At 38.0% G+C, this 23,031-nt stretch carries 27 protein-coding genes and 1 riboswitch; of the genes, 10 read left to right on the top strand and 17 right to left on the bottom strand.

Going from position 1 to position 23,031, the window contains the following annotated elements; translation table 11 throughout:
- The first annotated feature begins 181 nt into the window (after positions 1 to 181).
- The 3 genes from putP to ACFX4N_RS07670 all read left to right on the top strand — a co-directional run bounded on the left by putP (position 182) and on the right by ACFX4N_RS07670 (position 2,750).
- Complete coding sequence (gene putP, locus ACFX4N_RS07660) at positions 182 to 1,660, top strand: sodium/proline symporter PutP (RefSeq protein WP_377261165.1); 1,479 nt, start codon at positions 182 to 184, stop codon at positions 1,658 to 1,660.
- Positions 1,661 to 1,758: 98 nt separating this feature from the next.
- Positions 1,759 to 2,418 (top strand): SIMPL domain-containing protein, encoded by a 660-nt coding sequence (locus ACFX4N_RS07665; RefSeq protein WP_057274586.1) that lies wholly within the window; start codon positions 1,759 to 1,761, stop codon positions 2,416 to 2,418.
- A gap of 65 nt (positions 2,419 to 2,483) precedes the next feature.
- Entirely contained in the window at positions 2,484 to 2,750 is a 267-nt protein-coding gene (locus tag ACFX4N_RS07670; RefSeq protein WP_057274585.1) for a hypothetical protein, read from the top strand.
- Between the two features lie 36 nt (positions 2,751 to 2,786).
- On the opposite strand, the gene ACFX4N_RS07675 is transcribed toward ACFX4N_RS07670, so the two are convergent.
- The 5 genes from ACFX4N_RS07675 to ACFX4N_RS07695 all read right to left on the bottom strand — a co-directional run bounded on the left by ACFX4N_RS07675 (position 2,787) and on the right by ACFX4N_RS07695 (position 8,535).
- Positions 2,787 to 3,968, bottom strand: coding sequence for a trans-sulfuration enzyme family protein (locus ACFX4N_RS07675; RefSeq protein ID WP_192100618.1), 1,182 nt, complete (start codon positions 3,966 to 3,968; stop codon positions 2,787 to 2,789).
- The gene (locus ACFX4N_RS07680) at positions 3,952 to 5,097 is read right to left on the bottom strand and encodes a trans-sulfuration enzyme family protein (protein WP_192100617.1); all 1,146 of its coding nucleotides are present in this window, start codon (positions 5,095 to 5,097) and stop codon (positions 3,952 to 3,954) included. The genes ACFX4N_RS07675 and ACFX4N_RS07680 overlap by 17 nt, the downstream gene beginning before the upstream one ends.
- Before the next feature lie 71 nt (positions 5,098 to 5,168).
- Positions 5,169 to 5,286, bottom strand: a riboswitch (SAM riboswitch).
- 166 nt (positions 5,287 to 5,452) lie between these two features.
- Positions 5,453 to 6,115 (bottom strand): hypothetical protein, encoded by a 663-nt coding sequence (locus ACFX4N_RS07685; protein ID WP_057274583.1) that lies wholly within the window; start codon positions 6,113 to 6,115, stop codon positions 5,453 to 5,455.
- A gap of 69 nt (positions 6,116 to 6,184) precedes the next feature.
- Positions 6,185 to 7,318 (bottom strand): spore coat protein, encoded by a 1,134-nt coding sequence (locus ACFX4N_RS07690; RefSeq protein WP_377261168.1) that lies wholly within the window; start codon positions 7,316 to 7,318, stop codon positions 6,185 to 6,187.
- Between the two features lie 131 nt (positions 7,319 to 7,449).
- Complete coding sequence (locus tag ACFX4N_RS07695; RefSeq protein WP_377261171.1) at positions 7,450 to 8,535, bottom strand: CotH kinase family protein; 1,086 nt, start codon at positions 8,533 to 8,535, stop codon at positions 7,450 to 7,452.
- Positions 8,536 to 8,706: 171 nt separating this feature from the next.
- Between ACFX4N_RS07695 and ACFX4N_RS07700 the strand changes: the two genes are divergently transcribed.
- Together ACFX4N_RS07700 and ACFX4N_RS07705 are read left to right on the top strand one after the other, a co-directional pair.
- The gene (locus ACFX4N_RS07700; RefSeq protein ID WP_377261174.1) at positions 8,707 to 9,048 is read left to right on the top strand and encodes a CotG/ExsB N-terminal domain-containing protein; all 342 of its coding nucleotides are present in this window, start codon (positions 8,707 to 8,709) and stop codon (positions 9,046 to 9,048) included.
- Between the two features lie 145 nt (positions 9,049 to 9,193).
- On the top strand, positions 9,194 to 9,340 hold the full coding sequence (locus ACFX4N_RS07705; protein ID WP_179865038.1) for a hypothetical protein: 147 nt from the start codon (positions 9,194 to 9,196) through the stop codon (positions 9,338 to 9,340).
- Positions 9,341 to 9,371: 31 nt separating this feature from the next.
- Here ACFX4N_RS07705 and ACFX4N_RS07710 read toward each other — a convergent pair whose 3' ends face one another.
- Positions 9,372 to 9,785, bottom strand: coding sequence for a YppG family protein (locus tag ACFX4N_RS07710; RefSeq protein ID WP_053487029.1), 414 nt, complete (start codon positions 9,783 to 9,785; stop codon positions 9,372 to 9,374).
- A gap of 229 nt (positions 9,786 to 10,014) precedes the next feature.
- On the opposite strand from ACFX4N_RS07710, the gene ACFX4N_RS07715 reads away from it, so the two are divergent.
- Positions 10,015 to 10,209, top strand: a complete 195-nt coding sequence (locus ACFX4N_RS07715; RefSeq protein WP_013056115.1) for a YppF family protein — start codon at positions 10,015 to 10,017, stop codon at positions 10,207 to 10,209.
- A 125-nt stretch (positions 10,210 to 10,334) separates the two neighbouring features.
- Complete coding sequence (locus ACFX4N_RS07720; RefSeq protein ID WP_013056114.1) at positions 10,335 to 10,505, top strand: hypothetical protein; 171 nt, start codon at positions 10,335 to 10,337, stop codon at positions 10,503 to 10,505.
- A 93-nt stretch (positions 10,506 to 10,598) separates the two neighbouring features.
- On the opposite strand, the gene ACFX4N_RS07725 is transcribed toward ACFX4N_RS07720, so the two are convergent.
- Together ACFX4N_RS07725 and ACFX4N_RS07730 are read right to left on the bottom strand one after the other, a co-directional pair.
- Complete coding sequence (locus tag ACFX4N_RS07725; protein WP_013056113.1) at positions 10,599 to 10,949, bottom strand: YppE family protein; 351 nt, start codon at positions 10,947 to 10,949, stop codon at positions 10,599 to 10,601.
- Between the two features lie 45 nt (positions 10,950 to 10,994).
- Positions 10,995 to 11,249: a hypothetical protein gene (locus tag ACFX4N_RS07730; protein ID WP_013056112.1), complete on the bottom strand. Its 255-nt coding sequence runs from the start codon at positions 11,247 to 11,249 to the stop codon at positions 10,995 to 10,997.
- A 227-nt stretch (positions 11,250 to 11,476) separates the two neighbouring features.
- Between ACFX4N_RS07730 and ACFX4N_RS07735 the strand changes: the two genes are divergently transcribed.
- A complete protein-coding gene (locus ACFX4N_RS07735; protein ID WP_016763465.1) occupies positions 11,477 to 11,578 on the top strand; it encodes a hypothetical protein in 102 nt (33 codons plus the stop codon).
- A gap of 11 nt (positions 11,579 to 11,589) precedes the next feature.
- On the opposite strand, the gene ACFX4N_RS07740 is transcribed toward ACFX4N_RS07735, so the two are convergent.
- A complete protein-coding gene (locus ACFX4N_RS07740; RefSeq protein WP_013056111.1) occupies positions 11,590 to 12,585 on the bottom strand; it encodes a DUF2515 family protein in 996 nt (331 codons plus the stop codon).
- Between the two features lie 73 nt (positions 12,586 to 12,658).
- Here ACFX4N_RS07740 and recU point away from each other — a divergent pair, with 73 nt between their 5' ends.
- A complete protein-coding gene (recU, locus tag ACFX4N_RS07745) occupies positions 12,659 to 13,258 on the top strand; it encodes a Holliday junction resolvase RecU (RefSeq protein WP_013056110.1) in 600 nt (199 codons plus the stop codon).
- A gap of 63 nt (positions 13,259 to 13,321) precedes the next feature.
- A complete protein-coding gene (locus ACFX4N_RS07750) occupies positions 13,322 to 16,156 on the top strand; it encodes a transglycosylase domain-containing protein (RefSeq protein WP_057274577.1) in 2,835 nt (944 codons plus the stop codon).
- A gap of 35 nt (positions 16,157 to 16,191) precedes the next feature.
- On the opposite strand, the gene ACFX4N_RS07755 is transcribed toward ACFX4N_RS07750, so the two are convergent.
- The 8 genes from ACFX4N_RS07755 to ACFX4N_RS07790 form a co-directional block, all read right to left on the bottom strand.
- Positions 16,192 to 16,692, bottom strand: a complete 501-nt coding sequence (locus tag ACFX4N_RS07755) for a YpoC family protein (protein ID WP_098548045.1) — start codon at positions 16,690 to 16,692, stop codon at positions 16,192 to 16,194.
- Entirely contained in the window at positions 16,679 to 17,350 is a 672-nt protein-coding gene (gene nth / locus ACFX4N_RS07760; RefSeq protein ID WP_013056107.1) for an endonuclease III, read from the bottom strand. Before nth ends, ACFX4N_RS07755 begins: the two co-directional genes overlap by 14 nt.
- 140 nt (positions 17,351 to 17,490) lie before the next feature.
- Complete coding sequence (locus ACFX4N_RS07765) at positions 17,491 to 18,198, bottom strand: DnaD domain-containing protein (protein ID WP_063670997.1); 708 nt, start codon at positions 18,196 to 18,198, stop codon at positions 17,491 to 17,493.
- A gap of 336 nt (positions 18,199 to 18,534) precedes the next feature.
- Positions 18,535 to 19,827, bottom strand: coding sequence for an asparagine--tRNA ligase (gene asnS, locus ACFX4N_RS07770; protein ID WP_013056105.1), 1,293 nt, complete (start codon positions 19,825 to 19,827; stop codon positions 18,535 to 18,537).
- A 155-nt stretch (positions 19,828 to 19,982) separates the two neighbouring features.
- Positions 19,983 to 21,167: a pyridoxal phosphate-dependent aminotransferase gene (locus ACFX4N_RS07775; protein WP_013056104.1), complete on the bottom strand. Its 1,185-nt coding sequence runs from the start codon at positions 21,165 to 21,167 to the stop codon at positions 19,983 to 19,985.
- A 133-nt stretch (positions 21,168 to 21,300) separates the two neighbouring features.
- Positions 21,301 to 21,789, bottom strand: a complete 489-nt coding sequence (locus tag ACFX4N_RS07780; protein WP_013056103.1) for a cell wall elongation regulator TseB-like domain-containing protein — start codon at positions 21,787 to 21,789, stop codon at positions 21,301 to 21,303.
- A gap of 11 nt (positions 21,790 to 21,800) precedes the next feature.
- Positions 21,801 to 21,971 (bottom strand): YpmA family protein, encoded by a 171-nt coding sequence (locus tag ACFX4N_RS07785; protein ID WP_013056102.1) that lies wholly within the window; start codon positions 21,969 to 21,971, stop codon positions 21,801 to 21,803.
- A 188-nt stretch (positions 21,972 to 22,159) separates the two neighbouring features.
- Positions 22,160 to 22,957: a ComEC/Rec2 family competence protein gene (locus ACFX4N_RS07790; RefSeq protein ID WP_013056101.1), complete on the bottom strand. Its 798-nt coding sequence runs from the start codon at positions 22,955 to 22,957 to the stop codon at positions 22,160 to 22,162.
- Between the last annotated feature and the right edge of the window lie 74 nt (positions 22,958 to 23,031).

A 23,031-nucleotide genomic window follows, 5' to 3' on the forward strand; every position in this document is an offset into this window, starting at 1 on the left:
TTTATTTTGAAAACGATTTCATTTCTTTCGTATAAAGGTTTGGGGGATTTTAGACTTAGAAAATTTACGATTTTACGGGTTGATAGTATAGGAAAAGTTTGTTAGTTTTAGAAACCATAAGATGTTTTCATGGGATGTGTTGCTTATCCCATGCATAAAAAATGCATAAAGGGGAGATTTTGTGAATATTGGAGTTTATATTTCACTCGGCATTTATTTTGTAGGAATGCTCGGAATAGGATGGTATGCCTATACAAAAACCACTGAAGATGTAGCTGGCTATATGTTAGGAGGACGCGGGCTAGGTCCAGCCGTTACCGCCCTTTCAGCTGGCGCTTCGGATATGAGTGGATGGATGTTAATGGGCCTTCCTGGCTCCATGTATGTAACGGGTCTTTCTAGCGTATGGCTAGCAGTAGGATTGTCTATAGGTGCTTATTTAAACTATTTAATCCTCGCGCCGCGTCTTCGCACTTATACTGAAGTAGCGAACGACTCCATTACAATTCCAGACTTTTTTGAAAATCGCTTTGGCGACCATGCCAAAATTCTTCGAACAGTATCAGCAATCGTTATCTTTATCTTCTTCACTCTTTACACTTCAGCTGGTATGGTATCAGGTGGACGATTATTTGAATCGGCATTTAGTTTAAATTATCAAATTGGCTTGTTCGTAACAGCATCTGTTGTTATTGCCTACACTCTTTTCGGTGGATTTTTAGCCGTTAGTTTAACAGATTTTGTTCAAGGTGTTATTATGTTCCTTGCTTTAGTTTTAGTACCCATTGTAGCTTTCACCGACGTTGGAGGCGTCAACACTACAATGGACATTGTACAGGACATTAATCCAGCATACCTTGACATTTTCAAAGGTACAACCGTTTTAGGTATTATATCTTTCTTAGCCTGGGGACTTGGCTATTTCGGCCAGCCTCATATTATCGTTCGCTTTATGGCTATCTCTTCCGTTAAGGAGTTAAAACCCGCACGTCGTATTGGAATGAGCTGGATGATTATTTCTATTATTGGTGCTATGCTGACAGGGCTTGTTGGAATTGCATATGTAGAAAAAACAGGTATGAAACTAGCAGATCCTGAAACTATTTTTATTAAATTTGCAGATATACTCTTTAACCCGTTAATTACAGGATTTTTATATGCAGCTTTACTAGCAGCAATTATGAGTACTATTTCTTCTCAGCTGCTTGTAACGGCAAGCTCTGTTACAGAAGACTTTTATAAAACATTTTTCCGACGCAAGGCCTCTGACAAAGAGCTTGTAACGGTTGGAAGAGCTGCGGTTTTAGGTGTTGCAATTATAGCTATTTTGCTTTCTTTAAGACCTAGTGATACGATTTTAGGACTGGTTGGATATGCTTGGGCTGGATTCGGTTCAGCTTTTGGTCCTGCTATTTTACTAAGTCTTTACTGGAAGCGTATGACTCGATGGGGAGCCCTTGCAGGAATGATTGTAGGTGCTGTCACGGTATTAATTTGGGTAAATACTCCACTTAAGGATGTCCTTTACGAAATGATTCCTGGGTTCTTTTTAAGCTTATTAGCTGTTATTATTGTAAGTTTACTAACAAAGAAACCGTCAAGCGATGTTCAAAATCAATTCATTGAAATGAAAGAAATCTTAATTAAAGAATCGAAATAAACAAAAAGGTACACGAGTTTTTACTTGTGTACCTTTTTGTTTTTAATCTCCTTTTCTTATCATATATATACTAAAGATCAATAAAGGAGGTTTTTTGTATGCAACATTCTTATTTTCCTTACGAGCCTACACAGCAACTGCGCGTAGATACACAAAATAGAGAAATTAAAGTAATTGGTGAAGGAACAGCTTCAGCAATTCCAAATGAAATTTCCATGACAATTGGAACGCGCACGGAAAACCGAGACGTTCAAGAAGCGTTAAAAGAAAATTCAGCTGTTTCAAATACTCTGCTGCAAGAGATGAAAAACCTTGGAATTAATGACCAGCAAATTGAAACGGCTTCATTCACCATAAATCCTAAATATGATTATAGCGATGGAAAATCGACTCTTACAGGATACGAAGTACAGCACTTATTTAGAGTAAGAGTACAAGATGTAAAACAAGCGGGCGACGTCTATAATGCTACGTTTTCGAGCGGAGCCAACGTAGCGCAAGACCTTCAATTCCACGTTACAAATGATGATAAATATGAACAAGAAGCGATAAGTAAAGCTTTGCTTAACGCTAAGGAAAAGGCCTTTACCATTGCCAACACGCTGCAGCTTCCTATTAACCAAATCCCTATTTTAATCGAAGAAGGATCCGTCTATCAGTCATCTGGCTCCTCGCCTAAGTTATTAGCGGCCTCTCCCCCTATTCAAGCTCAGTCCTTGACTGTATCTGCTTCTGTAAAAGTTACGTACACGTATTAATACTTGTGGTAAACTATAGATTATTATTATAATGAAGAAACTAATCTAAAGGAGCTCTTTGCACAATGACTTCTGAACATTTACTAGCAGCTTATCAAACCCTATGGTTGAACCGTTCGTTCGCTTCTAAACAATCCATGACAAGTAAAGATCAGCTTCATGAAGCCATTCTAAAAGATTTAAAGGATGAAATGACTCATCCACGCGTCCGACAAACACCGCATGTAAAATATCATCTTGGCATAAAAAGAATTCTAAACAGCAGTCTCTCCTCTGATGAAAAAGTTGCGCTTACGTCCCTATACACAAACCTTTTAGATAGCTGTATATAACGATAAAAAGGACTTCCTTGATGGAAGTCCTTTTCTTTATTTGATTAGTGCTTTTTCTTCTAAGCTTTGAAAAACAGCGTTAAAGTCTTGCTTTAAATCCTCAAACTCCTCTAATCCTACTGAAAGACGAAGAAGTGAATCAGTAATTCCTTTTTCCTCACGTACTTCTTTTGGGATACTTGCATGAGACATCGTTGCAGGATGCGTTAGAATGGACTCAACTGCACCTAGACTAACGCCAATTGAAGCCAATTTCACTCCTTGTAAAATATGTCGTGCTACTTTTTCATCCTGTACTTGGAAAGAAATCATAGCTCCGTATCCATTTGCTTGTTCTGAAATCAGCTTGTGGTCTGGATGACTTTCTAAGCCTGGATAGTATACACAGCTTACTAGAGATTGTTCTTCAAGCCACTTTGCAAACTGCAGCGCTGTTTTTAACTGCTGATCTAAACGAACTTTTAATGTCTTAATTCCTCGAAGCAGTAAAAAACAATCCTGTGGTCCTAAGATAGCACCAAAAGCATTTTGTACAAACTTTACTTCTTCTGCTAGCTTTTCATCGCTTACCACAACTAGACCGCCAATGACGTCACTGTGACCGCTGATATATTTTGTAGCACTATGAATCACAATATTTACACCAAGGTCAATCGGCTGCTGTAGATAAGGTGTTAAAAACGTGTTATCCACAATTGTAAGGAGATTGCGCTCCTTCGCCAAACTTGCTACTGCTTTAATATCCGTTACCTGTAAAAATGGATTTGAAGGGCTTTCGATATAAATAGCTCTCGTATCTTTTGTGATAGCTTCTTCTACTTTCTCAACCTTCGTTGTATCAACAAAAGTTGTTTTGATACCAAACTTTGAAAATAACCGTGTTAATACACGATATGTCCCGCCGTACGTATCGTGTGAAACTAAAATTTCATCCCCTGATTCAAAAATAGATAACACCGATGAGATAGCAGCCATACCTGATGAAAAAGCAAAACCAGCGTATCCATTTTCTAGATGAGCAATGGTGTTTTCTAAAGCCTCACGAGTTGGATTTCCTGAACGAGAATAGTCATAGCGGCCGTTGTTCGTCTCATCTTCTTGGTTAAATGTAGATACCTGATAAATAGGTACGTTAACCGCTCCAAAATGACCGTCAATTCCTGTATTTGCATGAATTAAGTTCGTACCGAATCTATGTTTATTATTGTTGGTATGCATCAAATGCCTCCTTCAAATCTTTAATTAAATCATCTGCGTGCTCAATTCCAACTGATAATCGCAGTAAACAGTTTGTTACTCCGACACGATTTCGAATTTCCTCGGGAATATCAGCGTGTGTTTGACGAGCTGGGAATGTCATTAAACTTTCCACGCCTCCTAAGCTTTCTGCAAATGTAATAACTTTAACATTTTCCAAAAGCGTGGACACGATGTCAGGGTGTGAGACAGCAAAAGAAATCATGCCTCCAAATCCAGTCGCTTGTTTCTTCATGATTTCATAGCCTGGATGTGTTTCAAGACCAGGGTAATACACTTTTTCTACGAGATCATGAGCAGTAAGCCAATTTGCAATTTTCAGTGCGTTTTCGTTATGCTTTTCCATACGAAGCGCTAGCGTCTTAACACCGCGCAACAACAACCAGCTATCTTGTGGACCTAAGACTGCCCCAGCTGCATTTTGATAAAAACGAATTTTCTCTCCTAAGCTACTACATCGAGCGACTACAAGACCAGCAACTACATCATTATGACCCCCAATGTATTTGCTCGCACTATGTATCACAATATCTGCTCCAAGCTCTAAAGGACGCTGATAGTAAGGGGACATGAATGTATTGTCAACGATAGTAAGCAAATCATGCTGTTTAGCTAACGCAATTGCTTCGGGCAAATCAGTCACGTGCATCATTGGATTTGTAGGTGTTTCAATAAATAAAGCTTTCGTGTTGGGACGAAGCGCATCTTTTACTTGCTCGAGATGGGCTGTGTTGACGTACGAAACAGTAATTCCTTGCTCTGAAAAGATTTCATTTAGTACTCGGTACGTTCCTCCGTATAAATCCTCTGATACAATTAAATGATCTCCGTTTTTAAATAGTGCTAAAACTGCCATTACACCCGCCATTCCTGAAGCGAATGCTACTCCTACTTCTCCTTTTTCTAAAGCAGCAATTGCTTCTTCCAATGCTGTACGAGTAGGATTTGCCGTACGTGCATAGTCAAATCCTGTACTTTGCCCTAAAGCAGGATGAGCAAATGTTGATGCTTGATAAATGGGTGTTGTAATAGAACCTGTTGAAGGGTCACGACCTACTCCTGAACGAACTAATAAAGTTTCAATTTTCATCTATTTCTCTCCTTAACTCAAAATAAAAAACACTCTTCACAGATGGAAGAGTGTTCGTTTATACACGATTTCTCTCATCTGTTAGAACAATACTGATGTTCCACAGGAATTAGCACCGTTCAAATGAATGTTTCATTTGATGGTTGCCGGGCATCGTAGGGCCAGTCCCTCCGCCACTCTTGATAAGAGTTCTATATAATTGTTGGTGGTTAACGTTTGTTGTTAATAACTTTAATAAAGATTTTCTTTATTGTCAACATAATTTTCTAAAAAATTTAAATCATCTCATTTGTTTATTCAATATACTTGTCCTGATAAGCACATTAAAAAAGAGACGACAGCGAGGTCTCTTTTTCTAAGGCAAGTGCACAGATTTTACGTGAGCTAACTTCCAATACATACTTTCTCCATTTGCCGTAATTAGTTCAACAATATTATTAGAAACTTCTTTAAGTACGCCAATTTTTTCTGATTGATCCCCTAAATCTAATACGACCAGTTGATTTTCATATTTTTTAAGCTGCTCTTCAAAGTTTCTGACAAAAGGTGCAGAGGCAGGCCTTACTGGAAGCTCTTTGTCACTTAAAGAATAAGGGGTTAACTCATTACTGTAAGGAGTAAGCCATTTCAAATGATGCAGAGAAACAAAGACATTTTTATACACTGGAGAATAAAACACAAGATAATCATTCAGCACGCTTGTGATATAACCATGCAATGATTTCCCTCCCGTTACATAAATTTCAATAAATTTCCCTTTTGCCTGCTGTAAAATATTACGATAAGAAATCCGCTGACTTTCTTCTATTAAGTTCTCTTCTATTTCACGTAAAACCGTATAGTCTTCTTCCGATACTTCCCGCAAACAATGCATGTGTAAAAGAGGAATATACAAATAATCATGTCCATTATACAAAACCATAATATCTAATCCAAGATCAATAAGTCTGCCAACAAATGTCGTTTTACCTGAAATATCTAATTCCACAATTTTATTGATATAATGATTCATACTCATTCTCATTTTCCTCCTTTTCCCTATATGATAGAAAAGGTGCTTTATAAGCACCTTTTATGTTCCATTTCATCATGCTTTCCAACGATAATTTTTCGTTTTAATAACTTTCTCGCTTGGTGCTGAAGAGCGTGAACCCGTACGGCGTCCTCGAGAGCGATCGTCTGTACGTCCTCCTGTGCGACGTCCTGTACGGCCTCCCGTGCGGCTTCCTGTGCGTCCTCCCGTACGGCTTCCTGTACGTTCTTCTGTAGACTTTGCAGCTGCAGTCTCTCCATTTTCTTCTGTTTGCTCGTTATTTTGATTGTTGTCGTTTTGCTTAAAAGCTCCTTTTGCTCCTACACAAATGGTTTTAACGTGTCTTGGCTGTAAGCGTAATACTTGATTATTCTGAACAAGTGTAAATGTGCCGTTTAGACTTTGTACTAACACGCCCTCTACCGCTTCAGGTCCTCCATTGTTGATAGATACCCATTTATGAGAAAGGTGTGCAAACAGATCGTTAAAACTTTTGGATTTCATATATTCTGGTTCTTGGCTCACGAAGAGTTCATTTGCAGATTGATTAGTTTGATTTCCATTGTTATTTTGATATTCACTCACACTCTTAACGTGGTCAGTGTTAATATAGATGATACCATCGTCCTCTGTGAGTAATACTATATAAGCAGATTCAAATGACCCTAAGACATCGAGAAGCTGACCCGCTTTTTTCTCAGGTCCTCCTTGGTTAACCTGCACATATTTAGTTTTCATTAATGATAAAGTTCCAGCAAAAGTTTTTCCTCGGTATAATTCTAGTTCTTCGTTAAACCCTGTAAAGGTTTGCGCTGAATTTGACATAGTATCTTCAGTAATACTCTTTACATGCGCTAAGTTATAATATACAAGGGTATATTCTTGTTGATTGTTTTGATTGTTTTGATTGTTTTGGTTTTTTTGGTTGTTTTGGTTGTTATTTTCACCATTATTGTTATTATTGCTTTCTACCGCTAAAATTAAATAATCTGATTGCACATCAACCAAATAACCTGTTTTAGATTCAGGTCCTCCACGATAAACGGTCACCACTCTTCCTGTTAGGGGTTTGAAGTGAGAAGAATAGCCTTTATCAGGCATTTGTACATTTTGGCTGCGTTTTTGGCTTGATTTTTGGCGTGGATTTTGATTTTGCCCTTGTTCTTGGCCATAGTAATAGTTACTCATTGTTTTTCCTCCTTATTAATTATCCTTATTGGTCATTCATACTGTATATATACGTATCATGTACAGCTATTGATTTCCTGCATTTGCCTATTATTAACAAAATCCACTGTTGCCTATAAATCTATCCATATTTAAAGAGTCAAAAGGTTATTTTTAATATACGCTGTTCGTTCTTTTATGAAAGACACCATCAAGTCGGGTTCTTTATAAAATTGCTCCATGTTATCTTTTACGTAAGGATCTTTTAATACATAAGGAGCGATATATTCATGCAGTTGATAAATGATTGGTTTCGTATATTCTATTGTGAATTGATTATTTAGAACATTGTTCATTTTTTTAATATATCGTTTTTTAATGCTGTCTACCGCCAATAATCGTGCTGTAAGCGTGTTAAACCCCTGTGCACGGACGTAGTCTCCTTCCATTACTTTTCCATTTACATCTCTTCCCCAAGTTGCATCATAATCCCACGGAATCAGTTCAAAGCGCCCGCTTTCATGATTTAGATAGAGAGCGTAGTTATGGACAAAACCGTCGTAATTCTGCATACAAATAATACCAACTAACCAAGATAAGTAGCGGTCGACATTCAGATAATTATCAATATTCTGTTCGAATTCTGTATTTGTCCACGTATTAAGATTAAATATAAACTGCTCTAATTTTTCCTCATCCCCCTGTTTCACTGCTTTGTCTTCATATCCAGATAGCAGAGTTGTTTTCGGCTTTTTATCCAAGTCGCTCATCAAAGAAAAATTAGCATCTCCGTCCACTGCATAAAATATGGATCCATCCGCTAAATTTCTTTTTTTCAAAAATAATTCATCTACCGATTCGAGCTGAAGATAGATTCCTTCATTTTTCCCATTAATCGTGAGGGTTACAAACTGAGATTGAGGAGATAAAACGTCTAAAGCAGCGAAAAAATCAAGGGACAGTTTGTTGCGCATAAGCGATGGATCTTTGTATTCAGCGTTTAGGTGTATTTCTTTGGCACGCTGAAATATTTTCGGGGAATAAAATTCAATATAATATGACTTTTTCTTCATCTTTCGAATATGTGAGCCTCTGAGCAACAAATCAATGTCATAGCGTTTTTTATTGAACTTCATTGTTGCCTGAACGGCTTCTTCTGACCAAATATCTCTTTTCATTTCCTTTAAATCTTTTACATTCACAAACAGAGCGTATTGAGGAACTTCTTTTTGCTTCATTACTCGACCACCTTTCTTCAATTATTAAAGTATATGAAGGGCAAATTCTCCATGATACCCCATCACATCAACTATTTCCGTAAATTCCACTTTTGACTTATATCAAAAACAAGTATCTTTGCGTATTCTATTAGTGCAAGACCTAGTCCAAATGACAAGGAGGTTTTTTGATTGCATATTACAGCTCAAAAAATTAAAGAGGCTGTTGAAGCCCTAGAATGTACAGAACTGAAATCTTTCATGTTTCAAGAGCCAACTGCTGGTCCACTAACAAAACGCCGTCGCTCTTCTCGCCGTTCACATCGCTCTTCTCGCCGTTCACATCGCTCTTCTCGCCGTTCACATCGCTCTTCTCGCCGTTCTACTTGCCGTTCTCGTCGTTCTACTCGCCGCTCTCGTCGTTCTACTCGCCGCTCTCGTCGTTCTACTCGCCGTTCTACTCGCCGTTCACGTCGTTCTACTCGCCGCTCTCGCCGCTCTCGCCGTTCTACTCGCCGCTCTCGCCGTTCTTAATTTCTCTAAACACTCATTTTTATTGCAAAAAAATGCCGAAGAACCATGAGTGTCTTCGGCGTTTTTTTCCACTTATAGAAGGGGCACATTTGGAAATATACTAAGATGGAGCGTTATTCATTTTACATAGAGAAGGAGAGGTTTTATGAAAAAAAGCAAGCATCAAATTTCAACTTCATCAACAACAGATATCGAAGAAGTCAAACGTTTAAATGCTCAGGCTGGATTAACTTACAATGAAGTATTTACACTTCTTGGAGAAACCTATTTGAAAAATCAAAAGAAAAAATAATAAGCAGGGACTAGAAAACACCTTCTAGTCCTTATACTTTGAAAATCCCGGAAAATCCTTTTACGAGGGATGTTAATTGGTTCATGGCTCCCATCATCTGTCCCGCAGTATTCATCATCTTGTTCATATCGTAATTGCCATCACTCGATTTAAACTGAGACATTAATGACTGAAATTGAGAAGGCTGGGGCTTTTGTTGCTGAGCTTTAGGGTATGGATTAAAAGGCGCACCTGCATTATTGTACAGGGGCTGCTGGTACATTCCGTTCATATAGGGAATTTGCTGAGGACCAAAAGGCATTTGTTGCTGAGCGTACGGATGTTGCGGCATATAAGCTTCCGTCCATGGCTGCTGATGATACTGCGGAAATGGATGTACCTGACTTAAATCAAAACGTTCTGGTTGATGTTGCTCATAATACGGATAATGCTTACTTGTATACATGCAAAATCAATACCTCCTTTTTAATATTACATAATATATAGTATGTATGCAGAAATAAGAGGTGACGTTCGTCTACTTGTACTTTTGGAAAACACATTCAAAAATATGTAGGTTTCTGTCGAAAGTTTAAATTTTTCAAAAAAACGAGATTATTTAAATATATGGTACGATAAGAACAAGTGATACTACGATACGTAGTGGCACAAATGGGGATTAGGAGGGAATTTACATGTATGTGAACGAACTTCAAGAAGCTTTTATTGCGGTGAAACAGTATGAGCCGCAGTCAAGTAATGAATTACTCGATTTTGCTCAGCAGCAGTATTTAAAAGGTTTTTTAACTCCTATGAATTACAAAGCCGCTGTACGTGAACTCGAACAAATTGGAGCTACTAAGCCCGATTTTAGTGCACAAGATGATTAATTTTTTTACTACCATCGAGAAATCGGTGGTTTCTTTGTTTCCTATAAAGTGGACACATACTTCTTTTTTGACTTGTTTATACTATAAAAGCTTTAACGTAGTATTCAATAAAGGAGGTCTATCTTATGAGTCGTGGAAAACATTTTGATCATAAAAAGCAAGGACAAAGTGCAGTAACTAAAACAAATAACGCCGTTGCTTCTAAACATACTGAAAAAGTTGATTATCATATCGATACAGTCGCTTCACAAGATCACCCAGCTGTTTCTATCCAATCTCAAAAAGATTTTGATTAACTTTTTATTGATAATGATAAAATGCCTAAAGAGTTTGCTCTTTAGGCATACATAGAAAATCCCCACCTTATAAGTCTCAACGGAAGGCCGGGATTAATTATTCAATATCGACTCGAGCACATACTTATTTGAGTGATACATCTTTTTAAATCGCTTTTCTCGCGTCTCAGGATAAAAGGACTGTAGTACAACGTTTTGTAAATTTTCTTTTAACGTCTCTACTTGATTCACATGAATATATTTTGGTCGCTCTTTCTTCAGCCATTCCGTTACGAGACTAGCCCATTCATCAAGTTCTTTGAAGAAAATATCTCCATAAGGCTTTACTTCTTCAAAAAATTTCACTTCATAATTTTCTTCCTGTTGAATAGACGCTAATCGTTCTACAGCTACTTCATTATATTGAAACATGATCTCCGTACTTTTTTTCACATCTTCATTCATCGTTATTCGTCACCTCTACGATGACTATTGTAACATAAACAGTCTTTATACTGTATGAAGAACCATTTCTCTTCGGCTTCTATTCCATTCTGTTTCGGAAGGCATGCTTTCATACACAGCTACTTCAATTTCTTGCAGTGATTGGTCAATGCGATGAACTTGTTCCATATATGTTTCTTCACAATGTGTAAATGCTTCATTTATAGATGTAGACATCGTTTTATCCACTAAATCTACTTGCTCTAGTAAGCTATCTAATAAAGTCATCATTTCGCTTGTTTTAACCATACTTTGTTTCATCGCCATCCCTCCAAATTTTCCTTTGCATAACGTATTCTCTCTTTTCTTCATTGTCCCTTCATACATGACAAAACTAGTTTCTATTCGTCAAAGAAAGATGTTTTCGACATTTTCATTTATGGTGAATCGAAAGTGAACATATTGAAAACACTAGTATAGACATTTCAGCTAAGCAGATACATTCCGCTGCTGAACGTTTATTACAACATGATAGGAGGTGCCTAGATATGGCCAACAAACAGCAAAAATCACAGCCTAAAAATAAGCCTGAAACAAAAACCTACGGTGATCCTAAAAAGTTAAACGGTCCTAACCAGCCTTCTACTTAAGAACAAAACGGTCACTTGTGACCGTTTTTATTTACATTAAATACTTGCGCTACTTTCATTAATATATACAGCTGCTTTTGCTTTTGAAGATACCACTTTGTAAAATGAACTTTCTTTGGAAAAGACGGCTTTTTCATGAGCTTTTGCTCCTCTTTTTTCGTTAAAAACCACTCTTCTCTCTTCTTTTCATGATGTCTAATAGCCGGATACACCTTTCGAAGAGCAGGTGTACGGCAAATGGTTTCATTCACAAAATACTGCTCATAATCGTATCTCGAACCCGTATGCTTTGTTTTCAAAGAAAATTCATAAAACAAGGGATAATACTTTTCATGAAATAATAAAGCCGCTAATTTCTTCCCCAAATCAATCCGATTATTTACTTTTGTAAAATCATGAACAGAACAACCGTATAGCTCCCCTTTTGTAGTAGGAAAAAGGACGGAACTAAAGTGGAATATATCTTGAAAAAAAAACAGGGTACTTTTAAACACTCTATCTTGATAAAAAGGCTGTTCAATAACGGGCTGTTGAATAACATGCTGCTCATTCACAATTAACGCATGAATAAGCTGCAGTTCACAAGGTCTCTGCATAAATTGTCTCCACTTCTCTTCGATAAAAGATGAAACATTTAAATAGGGAAGTAAATGAACGTAAGAGACATGTTTTTTACGCGAAACAGCATACAATAGTAATTGAGGGAAGGCATCTTTAAAAATAAGCCAATTTGCTCTTTCATACGTCAAAAATAATAAATCGCGCGTTTGTTTTGATAACGCTTTTTTCATGTTTTTCCCTTGCAAATCACACATATTCCATCCTGCGTTTCGTGATACCATACTTGCGAGAAATGCCCACTTTACTTCAGGATATCTATGATAAAAAGTTGCATAAGCCTGGGTTCTTGATATATTATCAATATTCAGCTTGTCTGTGGTTTTTTTAATCGCCGTCAACAGCGCTTGTTCCGAACTATTGAGTGACATCTCTTCATCTTCTTTCATCTATTTTTATTTGTAGGATTTGGTATAATAGAATTTGTTTGTTTAATAGATTTACACTAAAGGAGTGATGGTTATGATTCGCTATCCTAACGGAAAGGCCTATAAGCCATTGAATACCAGCAGTCCTTCCCCTAAAAAGCTAGAAGCTAGCTATAGCAATCGTGGTATGACGCTGGAGGACGATTTAAACGAAACAAACGAATACTATGTTTCAAAAGGAATAGCCATTGTTCACAAAAAACCAACCCCTGTTCAAATTGTAAAAGTAGACTATCCGAAGAGAAGTGCCGCTGTTATCAAAGAAGCTTATTTTAAACAGGCTTCTACTACAGACTACAATGGAGTCTATAAAGGAAAACACCTTGACTTTGAAGCAAAAGAAACGAGAAATAAAACCTCATTTCCGCTGCGTAATTTTCATGAACATCAAATTGAACATATGAAGCAAATTGTGAAACAAAACGGGATTTGTTTCGTTATATTAATGTTCTCTACTTTACAAGAAATATACTTGTTCGAAGCACAGTTCCTTTTTCCTTATTGGGATGCCATGAAAAAAGATGGACGAAAATCAATCCCTAAGGCAGATATTGAAAAAAAAGGACATTTCATGGAACTTGGTTACCATCCGAGAATCGATTACATAAAAACTATAGATAAATTATACTTTTAAGAGTATGATATATATGTTTACGGAAATCATTCTCTTACAATGCGTTGAAAGGTAGGAGTTTTTATGTCAGATAATTATCGCTCTCGTGAAGAACGACGAAGAGCTATGAATGACAACAAACCAGAAGGTAAATCTCAAGGAAAACCGAAAAAGAAGAAAAAAGGAGGCCTATTTCGTAAAATTGTTGCCGCAGTTTTACTGATAGGAATCATCGGGCTCATTGCCGGAGTGGGAACTTTTTTTGCTATGATAAGTGATGCTCCAAAAGTTGATGACTCGGTATTAAAAAACTCTTTTTCATCTAAAGTATATGCAAACGATGGAAAGACAGTTGTAAAAGAAATTGGAGCTCAAAAACGTACATATGTGCAATACGATGAAATCCCTCAAGTCGTCAAAAACGCATTTATCGCTACGGAAGACGTTCGTTTTTATAAACATCACGGCGTCGACTTTTACCGAATTGGCGGAGCATTAATGGCGAACTTTAAAAACGGCTTCGGTGCTGAGGGCGGTAGTACGATTACTCAGCAAGTGGTAAAGAATTCGTTCTTATCACCAAAGAAGACGGTTAAACGTAAAGTACAAGAAATGTGGTTAGCTTACCAGCTTGAGCGTAAATATTCCAAGCAACAAATTCTTGAAATGTATTTAAACAAAATATATTTCGCATCAGGTGAAGTATACGGTATTGAACGAGCAGCTGAGAAATTTTACGGAGTTAAAAGCGTAAAAGATTTAACTCTTGATGAAGCTGCTATGTTGGCAGGCTTACCAAAAGCGCCAACTACTTATAACCCAGTTACAAACCCAGAGAATGCTACTAAACGCCGTAACACAGTATTAAACTTAATGGCTAAAAACGGCTTCATTACACAAGCCGAGGCCGACAAAGCAAAACAAGTAGATGTACAGGCTCACTTAGCTAAACAAACTGAATCAACATCTAAGTACGATGTATTTATTGATCAAGTAATCGAAGAAGTAAAAAAGAAAACAGACGCAGATCCATTTTCTGCGGGCTTAGAAATTTATACAACGCTTGACACTAATGCTCAGGACTATGTGGATGATGTGATGAATAACAAAGTAGTCAACTTCCCGAACGATAAATTCCAAGCAGGTCTTGTCGTTGTAGATAATGAAACAGGCGGTATTCAAGCAATTGGAGGCGGACGTAATCGTGTGTCAGGCGGCTTAAACTTTGCAACAAATATGAGACGTCAGCCCGGCTCAACCATTAAGCCGATCTTAGATTACGGCCCAGCGATTGAGAACTTAAAGTGGTCCACTGGACAACCGATAAAAGATGAAGAATATCATTATTCAAACGGCACGCCAATCCGAAATTTTGGACGCAATTATAAAGGGTGGGTTTCAGCGCGTGAAGCTTTAGGACGCTCACTGAACATCCCTGCTTTAAAAGCGTTTCAAGCAACCGGGGCAGACAAAGCAAAAGAGTTTGCTACGGGCCTTGGGCTAAAATTAGACGAAGAAGACGGCGAAGCTTATTCTGAATCTTATTCTATCGGAGGCTTCCGTACAGGTGTTACACCGCTACAAATGGCTGGAGCCTATAGCGCTTTTGCAAATGAAGGTATGTACAATGCACCTCATACAGTAACAAAGGTAAAATTCCCAGATGGAACAGAAATTGATTTAACGCCAAAATCGAAACGCGCAATGCAAGATTACACGGCATTTATGATGACGGACATGATGAAATCTGTTGTAAACGAATCATATGGTACAGCTCGTGCTGTTCGTACACCAGGATTAGAAATTGCAGGTAAAACGGGAACTTCGAACTTTAGTGCTGCAGAAAAACAACGATACAACATTCCAGACGCTGGTGAAAAAGACGTTTGGTTTAATGGGTTTACGCCAAACTATACGATTTCCGTATGGACAGGCTATGAAACTGCTAAAGACGGGTATATTTTAAGTGCTAATGAAACAGGCATGGCAAAAAATATCTTTAAGCATGTTATTACTCATATTTCTGAAGGCAAACCTAAAGGAAGTTTCAAGCAGCCGGACAGCGTAGTGGAACGTTCCGTGGAAAAACCAACGGGCAAAGACTTAAAACGCCCAAGCGGCTCTACTCCTTCGAGCTTAATTACTAAAGAATACTTTGTACGCGGTACTGCACCGACAAAAGTATCGCAAACGTTTGTGAAGAAAGAAAAAGAAGAAAAGAAAGAAGATAAAAAAGAGGACAAAAAAGAGAAAAAAGACAATAAAGATGTGAAGCCAAAAATTACTGCTTCGTATAGCGGAGGAGCAATTTCAGTTAACTGGTCAGCGGCAAACGCAGCCAGTGATACGACCTTTACAGTCACAATGTCATCTCCTAACGGTTCTGAACAACTCGCATCTGGCGCAGGAGCCGGTGGAAAAACAATTTCCAATCCAGCACCAGGCGCAACGTATAGTTTCACCGTAACAACAAATACGGGTGAAAGCGCTAGTTCTTCTGTAAAAGTCCCTGATTCATCAGATCAAGCTACCGAAGATGATTCTACTAAGCCTGAAGATGACGGAACAACGGACGATAATCAAAATGAAGACAATAGCAACACTGATCAAAACAACGGCTCTGATCAAGGTGACGATTCATCTACTCAGCCGGATGATAACCAAAACAGCAATAATGGCAGCAATAATGGCAGCAATAACGGCGGTAACAATAGCGGCAATACCGATAATAACAATAATGATAGCGGCAATGCTAACGATGGTAATAGCGGCAACAACAGTAATAACGGAGGCACAACAACTCCTCCAGCAGACAACGGTGGAAGTGACTCAGGAAGTCAAACACCACAAACCCCTGCTACACCATCGACGCCGGCAACACCTGCTACACCGCAGCAAGAGCCAACAACTGAAAATTAACGTAGCAGTAAAAAGCCCCTACACGTGTAGGGGCTTTATTTCTTGTGAAGAATAAGCATTTTTGCATACTGCTTACGCAGCTCATTAAATAATTCTGTCAGCTGAATATATGCTTGATAAGAAGAAACTCGCTGCAGCAAAAACATAAGTCTCTCAGCACAGTTAATAGGCTTATAGGTTAGGTCCGCTATATCTTCTTGCAGCCGATTTAAACGCCGAACGGGCTGTCCGTTAATCCAAAACAGTAAACTAATATACATAGCAGCAGCTTGTTTCATACAAGGGGCTGCTTCTTTTGCTTTTCGCACAGAAAAAAGCGTATACAGTTCTTCCCTTTGAGTTTCCCACTTTTCAAAAAATGGCCGTATGTTCTTTTGAACATCCCTCCAAGGTGTTTTCGTTTCTTTATGTACATCGTATAAAATATCATAAGCAAAATAATTTTTTCCATTTTTCCCACCGACTTCAAGAACCCGATCTTCTTTTGAATAGAATGGTTCGCATATGAAATGTGACGGCACTTCAATCGGTAACATCTGTCTTCTTCTCTTTTCCTTTCATTCGTTTCTTTCCTTCTCGGCAAAGATCAAGAAGCGGGCAGACATGACATTGAGGAGACTGTGCTTTACAGTGATAGCGTCCAAAAAAGATAAGTCGATGATGCGTAACTGACCATTCATCTTTCGGAACTTTTCTCATTAGCGTTTTTTCTACTTCCAAAACGGAATCTTTCCACCTGCAAATCCCGAGGCGTTTACTTACACGTTCTACATGCGTATCTACTGCTATTGACGGTACTCCAAAAGCTACGGATACAACAACATTAGCCGTCTTACGCCCTACTCCTGGAAGATTGGTCAGCTCATCACGATCTGTTGGAACTTCTCCTCCGTACTCATCAATGAGCATACGGCAGAGCTTTTGAATATTTTTAGCTTTGTTTCTATATAAGCCGATTGATCTAATATCTTGCTGCAGCTCTTCTAACGAAACGGCTAAATAGTCTTCAGGCGTTTGATATTTTTTGAATAAATCCGCTGTTACGCGGTTGACTAGAGCATCTGTGCACTGAGCAGATAGCGCCACAGCAATGACTAAATCAAAGGGATTCCGATGATTTAACTCACAGTGGGCGTCAGGAAACATTTCCGCCATAGCATCTAGGCACTGTCTGATTTGTTTTAACGTTAACATACTAGTTCTCCTTCTTCTTACAGGTAGTTCCCTCCTATTTTACAATAGGGTTCCTGTCAAATGCTACTTTTGTCCATATTCTTTTAAAAAAGCTGCTTCAAGATTCAATTACTTGGATCTTGAAGCAGCTTTTTATCCTGTCATTGCTCTAGCCAGTTAAAAAAAGGAATGGCTGATGTAGACTGAGAAGGGTTAACAGAAGATAGTTTTTTGGGCTGTTGATTTTGACGAAATTTTTGGCTATGCTTGCGGGCTTGATCAATGGTTTGAATACCATTTTTCTTCCATTCAAATAAAATACGATCAATATACCGGAAGTTTAATTTTCCAGACATCACCGACTCTCTTAGTGCCGCTTTAATAATAATGGGATCATGATGATCTTGATCAATCCACATCGCTAGCGTTTCGCATTCAAACGGAGACAATGCTCTGCCGAACTCTTTTTCAAACATTGTATATAAATTAAGCTCTTCTTGTTCTTCTTCGCTTTTTTCTACTTCTCTTGTTTCTTGCATCATATGATGAATAAGCTTTTCCCAAAGCGGTTTTAATGAATAACGTTCACAAATAAGGGCGTTTTGCTGTTGATCTTGCTCAATAGATAAAAAGCCGCGCTGAATTAATGCTCGCAGCGTATCCATACAGACAGCACTTGAAATACTCATTTTTGCCGCCAATTCGTTAGGTGTCGGGAAACCTTCACCGCCTTCAATGGAAACATAAATATGCATTAACGTCATGAATTCCGTTTCGTTCATTCCCAAATTGCTATAGTGATTAAACAGCAGCTTCGGAATTGAAACTGTGCCTTGTTCAAACCATTCAATTAACGTTTCTTTTTTCATATCCGAACACCTCAGTAGTTAGTATATCATGAAGTTTATAGTCAAAGTAATAATTATTCGAAGCTAAAAAAGCTTCTATGTAAAAATTTCCGCTGAAACCGTACCATTGCTCTGCACATATAAAATATATACGAACGATGACTTCCTTCCAAGAATATTACACTAACTTATTTTTTCGAGAATTGCAACTCCCTTTTAAGTTAGACTCTTTTCTATGTTTGCCTTTGTTTCCTTATGATATAAGTAAAAGCCTCGTTTTTCTTTTCTTTTTATGATTCATAAAAAAAGCTAAAAAAGTATCCTGACTACAAGAGTCAGAATACTTTTTTCACTTCCTTACGGGTATAGACGGTTTAATAAGCGTGGGAATGGAATCGTTTCACGAACGTGTTCTACGCCGCTAATCCATGCTACCGTACGCTCAAGGCCTAAACCAAATCCTGAATGTGGAACTGAGCCATACTTACGAAGCTCTAAATACCACTTATACGTTTCAGTATCTAATTTGTGCTCTTCTACACGCTGCGCTAAAAGCTCTTGATCATGAATACGTTCAGAGCCTCCAATGATTTCTCCGTAGCCTTCTGGTGCGATTAAGTCTGCGCATAATACTACGTCTTCATTTGTTGGATCTGGCTGCATATAAAATGGTTTTAATGACGTTGGATAGTGTGTAATGAATACCGGCTTGTCATAGCTTTCTGCGATAGCCGTTTCATGCGGTGCTCCAAAGTCATCTCCCCACTGAATGTCTGTAAATCCTTTTTCATGTAAAAATTTAAGAGCCTCATCGTACGAAATACGAGGGAATGGCGCTTTAATTTGTTCTAACTTAGATGTATCACGGCCTAGTACATTTAACTCTAACTTACAGTTTGTTAAAACAGACTGTACGACATGAGACACATACTCTTCCTGTACTTTCAAGTTATCTTCGAATTGGTAGAAAGCCATCTCTGGTTCAATCATCCAAAACTCAATTAAATGACGACGTGTTTTAGATTTTTCAGCGCGGAACGTTGGACCGAATGAAAATACTTTTCCGAGCGCCATTGCCGCTGCTTCCATATAAAGCTGTCCACTTTGAGAAAGATATGCATCTTCCTCAAAATATTTCGTGTGGAATAATTCTGTTGTTCCTTCAGGAGCACTTCCTGTTAGGATTGGAGGATCTACTTTTGTAAACCCGTTTTCGTTAAAGAATTCGTACGTTGCACGAATAATTTCGTTACGAACCTTCATAACAGCATGTTGACGTTTAGAACGGAGCCATAAATGACGGTTATCCATTAAGAACTCTGTTCCATGTTCTTTTGGCGTAATTGGATAATCAACAGCTTCATGAATAACTTCAAGGCTTGTAACTGTTAACTCATAGCCAAACGGTGAGCGCTCATCTTCACGCACCACACCTGTTACATATAGTGATGATTCTTGCGTCATAGATTTAGCTAATTTAAAAGTTTCTTCTTCTACTTCAGCTTTTACAACTACCCCTTGCATGAATCCTGATCCATCGCGCAGCTGTAAAAAGGCAATTTTACCACTTGAACGTTTATTCGCTAACCAAGCACCAATTGTTACTTCTTTTCCTACATGCTTGCTTGCTTCTGAAATCGTAATTTTCACGATTAATATCCCTCCAAAAAACTTACATTTCGTAATTATGTATGCCATCCTATTATACATTTCGACAAACATAATAACAAGTAACAAACAAAAAGAGCCTTCTAACACGTGTGATTTGTGCTAAAAGGCTCCTTTGTTTTTAAATATAATCTTTTTTATTTCATATGACGAGTCATAAATGAATGGATGCGTTCCACTGCTTTTTCTAGCAGATCTAGTGATGTAGCATAAGAAAGACGTACATTTTCAGGTGAACCGAATCCTGAACCAGGCACTAGCGCTACCTTCTCTTCTTCTAAAATAGCTTCTACCCATGCATCAACTGTATCAAAACCAGTTAACTTTGCAGCTTCAATTGCATTAGGGAATAAGTAGAAAGCACCCTGTGGTTTTAAGCATGAGAACCCTGGAATGTTAATCAGCTTTTCATGAATTACGTTTAGACGCTCTTCAAAAGCTTGTCGCATCATTTCCACCGGCTCCTGAGTGCCGTTATAAGCAGCAATTGTTGCATATTGAGCAATAGATGTTGGATTTGACGTGCTGTGACTCGCTAGGTTTGTCATCGCTTTAATAACTGTAGCATCACCAGCTGCATATCCAATGCGCCAGCCCGTCATGGAATGTGACTTAGAAACACCGTTAATGATAATTGTTTTTTCTTTTAACGCTGGTGAAAGCTGTGCAATCGATACATGTTCATTTTGACCATACACAAGCTTTTCATAAATTTCATCTGATACGATAAAAATATCGTGCTTCAAGCAAACTTCTCCTAAAGCTTGTAGCTCTTCTCTTGTGTAAATCATACCTGTTGGGTTGCTTGGTGAATTGATAATAACAGCTTTGGTTTTAGCAGTAATAGCCGCTTCTAATTGTTCAGGTGTGATTTTAAATTCGTTATTTTCAGAACCTTCAACGAATACTGGTGTACCTTCTGCTAACTTTACTTGCTCAGGATAACTTACCCAGTAAGGAGTTGGGATAATCACTTCGTCACCTTCGTCTAACAGAACTTGAAATAACGTATACAGTGCGTGCTTAGCACCTGTACAAACAATAATTTCAGAAGGTGAATACGTCAGGCCTTGGTCGCGTTTGAATTTTTCAATTACCGCTTCTTTTAATGGTGCAAGGCCGCCTGCTGGCGTATATTTTGTCTGACCATCATTCATTGCTGTAACAGCCGCTTCTAAAATGTGCTGCGGCGTATTAAAATCAGGTTCCCCTGCTCCAAGTCCAATCACATCATGACCAGCCGCTTTCAATTCTTTCGCTTTTGCTGTAATCGCTAATGTTGATGATGGCGTTAATGCTGATACACGTTTTGCTAACTTCACTAAAATCTCCCCCTATGAACTAAAGCTATAATCAGCCCGCGGGCTGATTATAGATAAAAAATTGGCTTCATTTTCATAAAGCGCTGAAATCTTATATTATGACACATATGGTATTTCATATGGTATAAACGATTTATGATTGAGATAAGCTGTATCGTTTTATAAATTCACCGCTAGAGAAATCAAGATAATAGTATGTTAAATGTTTCTTATCTTTATCCACATATGTTACTTCCCACAGCGGCTTTTTATTTTCAATGCCTAGGCGCACCGACTTAATTTCCTGCGGGTTTTTATCATTTTTCACAATGGAAATGGCTTTCTCTTTTGTGATCCCGCTGCTTGCTTTCTTTAAAACAGCTGTTTGTTTTTTGCTTTTAGGCATCCAAGCAATTACCTTTTGATTGCTTCGGTTTGTACCTTCTACTACATAAAATGCATGATTGCCGAAATATGGCTGGGTGCTTGTGACAGATTTCAAATTAAATTCTTTTTTTGCTTGGGATGCTGCTTTTTCCTCAGCAGACTGCACATCCTTCACGGACGAGTGATAAATGCTAAAAGAAATGCCCCCGATAATTAAAAGCACAGCAGCTACCGCTACAATAATTAACTTTTTCATAAAATCCCTACTTATGTACGATAAATTGTAAATACAGCTTTGCTTTGATCTTCTTCATCTAACGCTAATCCGAACATCAAATCTTGCTTTTTCAACGTGCGATTCAAACTATCAACAATTTTATATAAATCCGAGGAATTTTCCACGCGGACAGTTGATAATACTTCAATCCTACTTTCCATTGTAAACCTCCTAGCTCGTCTATCACGACGCAAAAATGACGATATCCGTATTATAACAGGTATCAAAAACCATCGTCATCTTTTTCACTCATCAATCCAATCTGTACGTTTTGCGTAAAAACCGAATAAATAAGTAAACATATATAATATTATAAGGAATTTACCTCTTTTTGCAAAAGGAAATTTATTTATTTTGCAGAAAATTTCATCACATCATAGGATTTTAGCGACATTTTAATAGAGTAAGCGCTCCCCTCTCTTACGTCATATAATTCAATCCATTCAGCTGTTAAATTTGAAAGCAGTCGAGGGGAATAGGAACGGCCTGGTTTCGTAAACGCAACCGCAAGCTGTGTATCTAATTGCTTCAAAAATGCATTCGAAAAAAACGTTCCCTCTCCAAAATTAGGAATTTTCAATACATCTACATGGGTAAGAGGAATGCGTAAAAACTTTTCTTCTACTTCATCTGAGCTGCTCATTGCATATAGAATCCGATGTTCTCCGATCGTAAATAATAGATCCATAGCCGCTGTTTTTTGCTTCGATGCATGCAAGACATCAACGTGTATATTATTTGTTAACTGAAATAAATCACTTTCTTTCCACTTCTCTGTTTGAAATTCCGCCTGGTACTGAGCCGGGACAATAATACGCTCTATATGATAATCATTCACAGCTCGCTGAACATTTGAATCATAGTACTTTTGCTGTTTCGTAATCACTAATTGGTTGATTTTTTTTACTTTATATCGCTTCAACCACTTCTTTAGCTCGGGATAGGAAGATGCATTCCCGGTATTTATCAAAATAGTCTCACCGCTTCCGTCTTGAATCAGACTCGCTTCTCCAGCTGAAAGAGGTAAAAAGGTGATCACTACTTCATCAGCTTGTAAACCAAAATCTACGTTTTTAATAACGGCTGCTGAAACCGAACAGTTCATAAAACTAAAAAACAGTACAGCACTTATTAATATTTTAATCATACACTGTCCTCATTTGCTTATCATAGTATATTACTATCGTCTCTCAAGTGAAGAAACAGTATGCATAAAAAAAA

Source organism: Priestia sp. YIM B13551 (assembly GCF_042787905.1).
GTDB lineage: Bacteria > Bacillota > Bacilli > Bacillales > Bacillaceae_H > Priestia.

What these genes read in the sequence shown, in the direction of transcription:
- recU (WP_013056110.1), top strand. Translation starts at nt 12,659, where the DNA reads ATGATTCGCTATCCTAACGGAAAGGCCTATAAGCCATTGAATACCAGC.
- ACFX4N_RS07665 (WP_057274586.1), top strand. Translation starts at nt 1,759, where the DNA reads ATGCAACATTCTTATTTTCCTTACGAGCCTACACAGCAACTGCGCGTA.
- ACFX4N_RS07765 (WP_063670997.1), bottom strand. Translation starts at nt 18,198, where the DNA reads ATGAAAAAAGAAACGTTAATTGAATGGTTTGAACAAGGCACAGTTTCA.
- ACFX4N_RS07670 (WP_057274585.1), top strand. Translation starts at nt 2,484, where the DNA reads ATGACTTCTGAACATTTACTAGCAGCTTATCAAACCCTATGGTTGAAC.
- ACFX4N_RS07715 (WP_013056115.1), top strand. Translation starts at nt 10,015, where the DNA reads ATGTATGTGAACGAACTTCAAGAAGCTTTTATTGCGGTGAAACAGTAT.
- ACFX4N_RS07680 (WP_192100617.1), bottom strand. Translation starts at nt 5,097, where the DNA reads ATGAAAATTGAAACTTTATTAGTTCGTTCAGGAGTAGGTCGTGACCCT.
- nth (WP_013056107.1), bottom strand. Translation starts at nt 17,350, where the DNA reads ATGTTAACGTTAAAACAAATCAGACAGTGCCTAGATGCTATGGCGGAA.
- ACFX4N_RS07740 (WP_013056111.1), bottom strand. Translation starts at nt 12,585, where the DNA reads ATGAAAGAAGATGAAGAGATGTCACTCAATAGTTCGGAACAAGCGCTG.
- ACFX4N_RS07790 (WP_013056101.1), bottom strand. Translation starts at nt 22,957, where the DNA reads ATGATTAAAATATTAATAAGTGCTGTACTGTTTTTTAGTTTTATGAAC.
- ACFX4N_RS07785 (WP_013056102.1), bottom strand. Translation starts at nt 21,971, where the DNA reads ATGGAAAGTAGGATTGAAGTATTATCAACTGTCCGCGTGGAAAATTCC.
- ACFX4N_RS07720 (WP_013056114.1), top strand. Translation starts at nt 10,335, where the DNA reads ATGAGTCGTGGAAAACATTTTGATCATAAAAAGCAAGGACAAAGTGCA.
- ACFX4N_RS07735 (WP_016763465.1), top strand. Translation starts at nt 11,477, where the DNA reads ATGGCCAACAAACAGCAAAAATCACAGCCTAAAAATAAGCCTGAAACA.
- ACFX4N_RS07705 (WP_179865038.1), top strand. Translation starts at nt 9,194, where the DNA reads ATGAAAAAAAGCAAGCATCAAATTTCAACTTCATCAACAACAGATATC.
- ACFX4N_RS07690 (WP_377261168.1), bottom strand. Translation starts at nt 7,318, where the DNA reads ATGAGTAACTATTACTATGGCCAAGAACAAGGGCAAAATCAAAATCCA.
- ACFX4N_RS07695 (WP_377261171.1), bottom strand. Translation starts at nt 8,535, where the DNA reads ATGAAGCAAAAAGAAGTTCCTCAATACGCTCTGTTTGTGAATGTAAAA.
- ACFX4N_RS07675 (WP_192100618.1), bottom strand. Translation starts at nt 3,968, where the DNA reads ATGCATACCAACAATAATAAACATAGATTCGGTACGAACTTAATTCAT.
- ACFX4N_RS07780 (WP_013056103.1), bottom strand. Translation starts at nt 21,789, where the DNA reads ATGAAAAAGTTAATTATTGTAGCGGTAGCTGCTGTGCTTTTAATTATC.
- ACFX4N_RS07730 (WP_013056112.1), bottom strand. Translation starts at nt 11,249, where the DNA reads ATGAAACAAAGTATGGTTAAAACAAGCGAAATGATGACTTTATTAGAT.
- ACFX4N_RS07710 (WP_053487029.1), bottom strand. Translation starts at nt 9,785, where the DNA reads ATGTATACAAGTAAGCATTATCCGTATTATGAGCAACATCAACCAGAA.
- ACFX4N_RS07685 (WP_057274583.1), bottom strand. Translation starts at nt 6,115, where the DNA reads ATGAGTATGAATCATTATATCAATAAAATTGTGGAATTAGATATTTCA.
- ACFX4N_RS07750 (WP_057274577.1), top strand. Translation starts at nt 13,322, where the DNA reads ATGTCAGATAATTATCGCTCTCGTGAAGAACGACGAAGAGCTATGAAT.
- ACFX4N_RS07725 (WP_013056113.1), bottom strand. Translation starts at nt 10,949, where the DNA reads ATGAATGAAGATGTGAAAAAAAGTACGGAGATCATGTTTCAATATAAT.
- ACFX4N_RS07755 (WP_098548045.1), bottom strand. Translation starts at nt 16,692, where the DNA reads ATGTTACCGATTGAAGTGCCGTCACATTTCATATGCGAACCATTCTAT.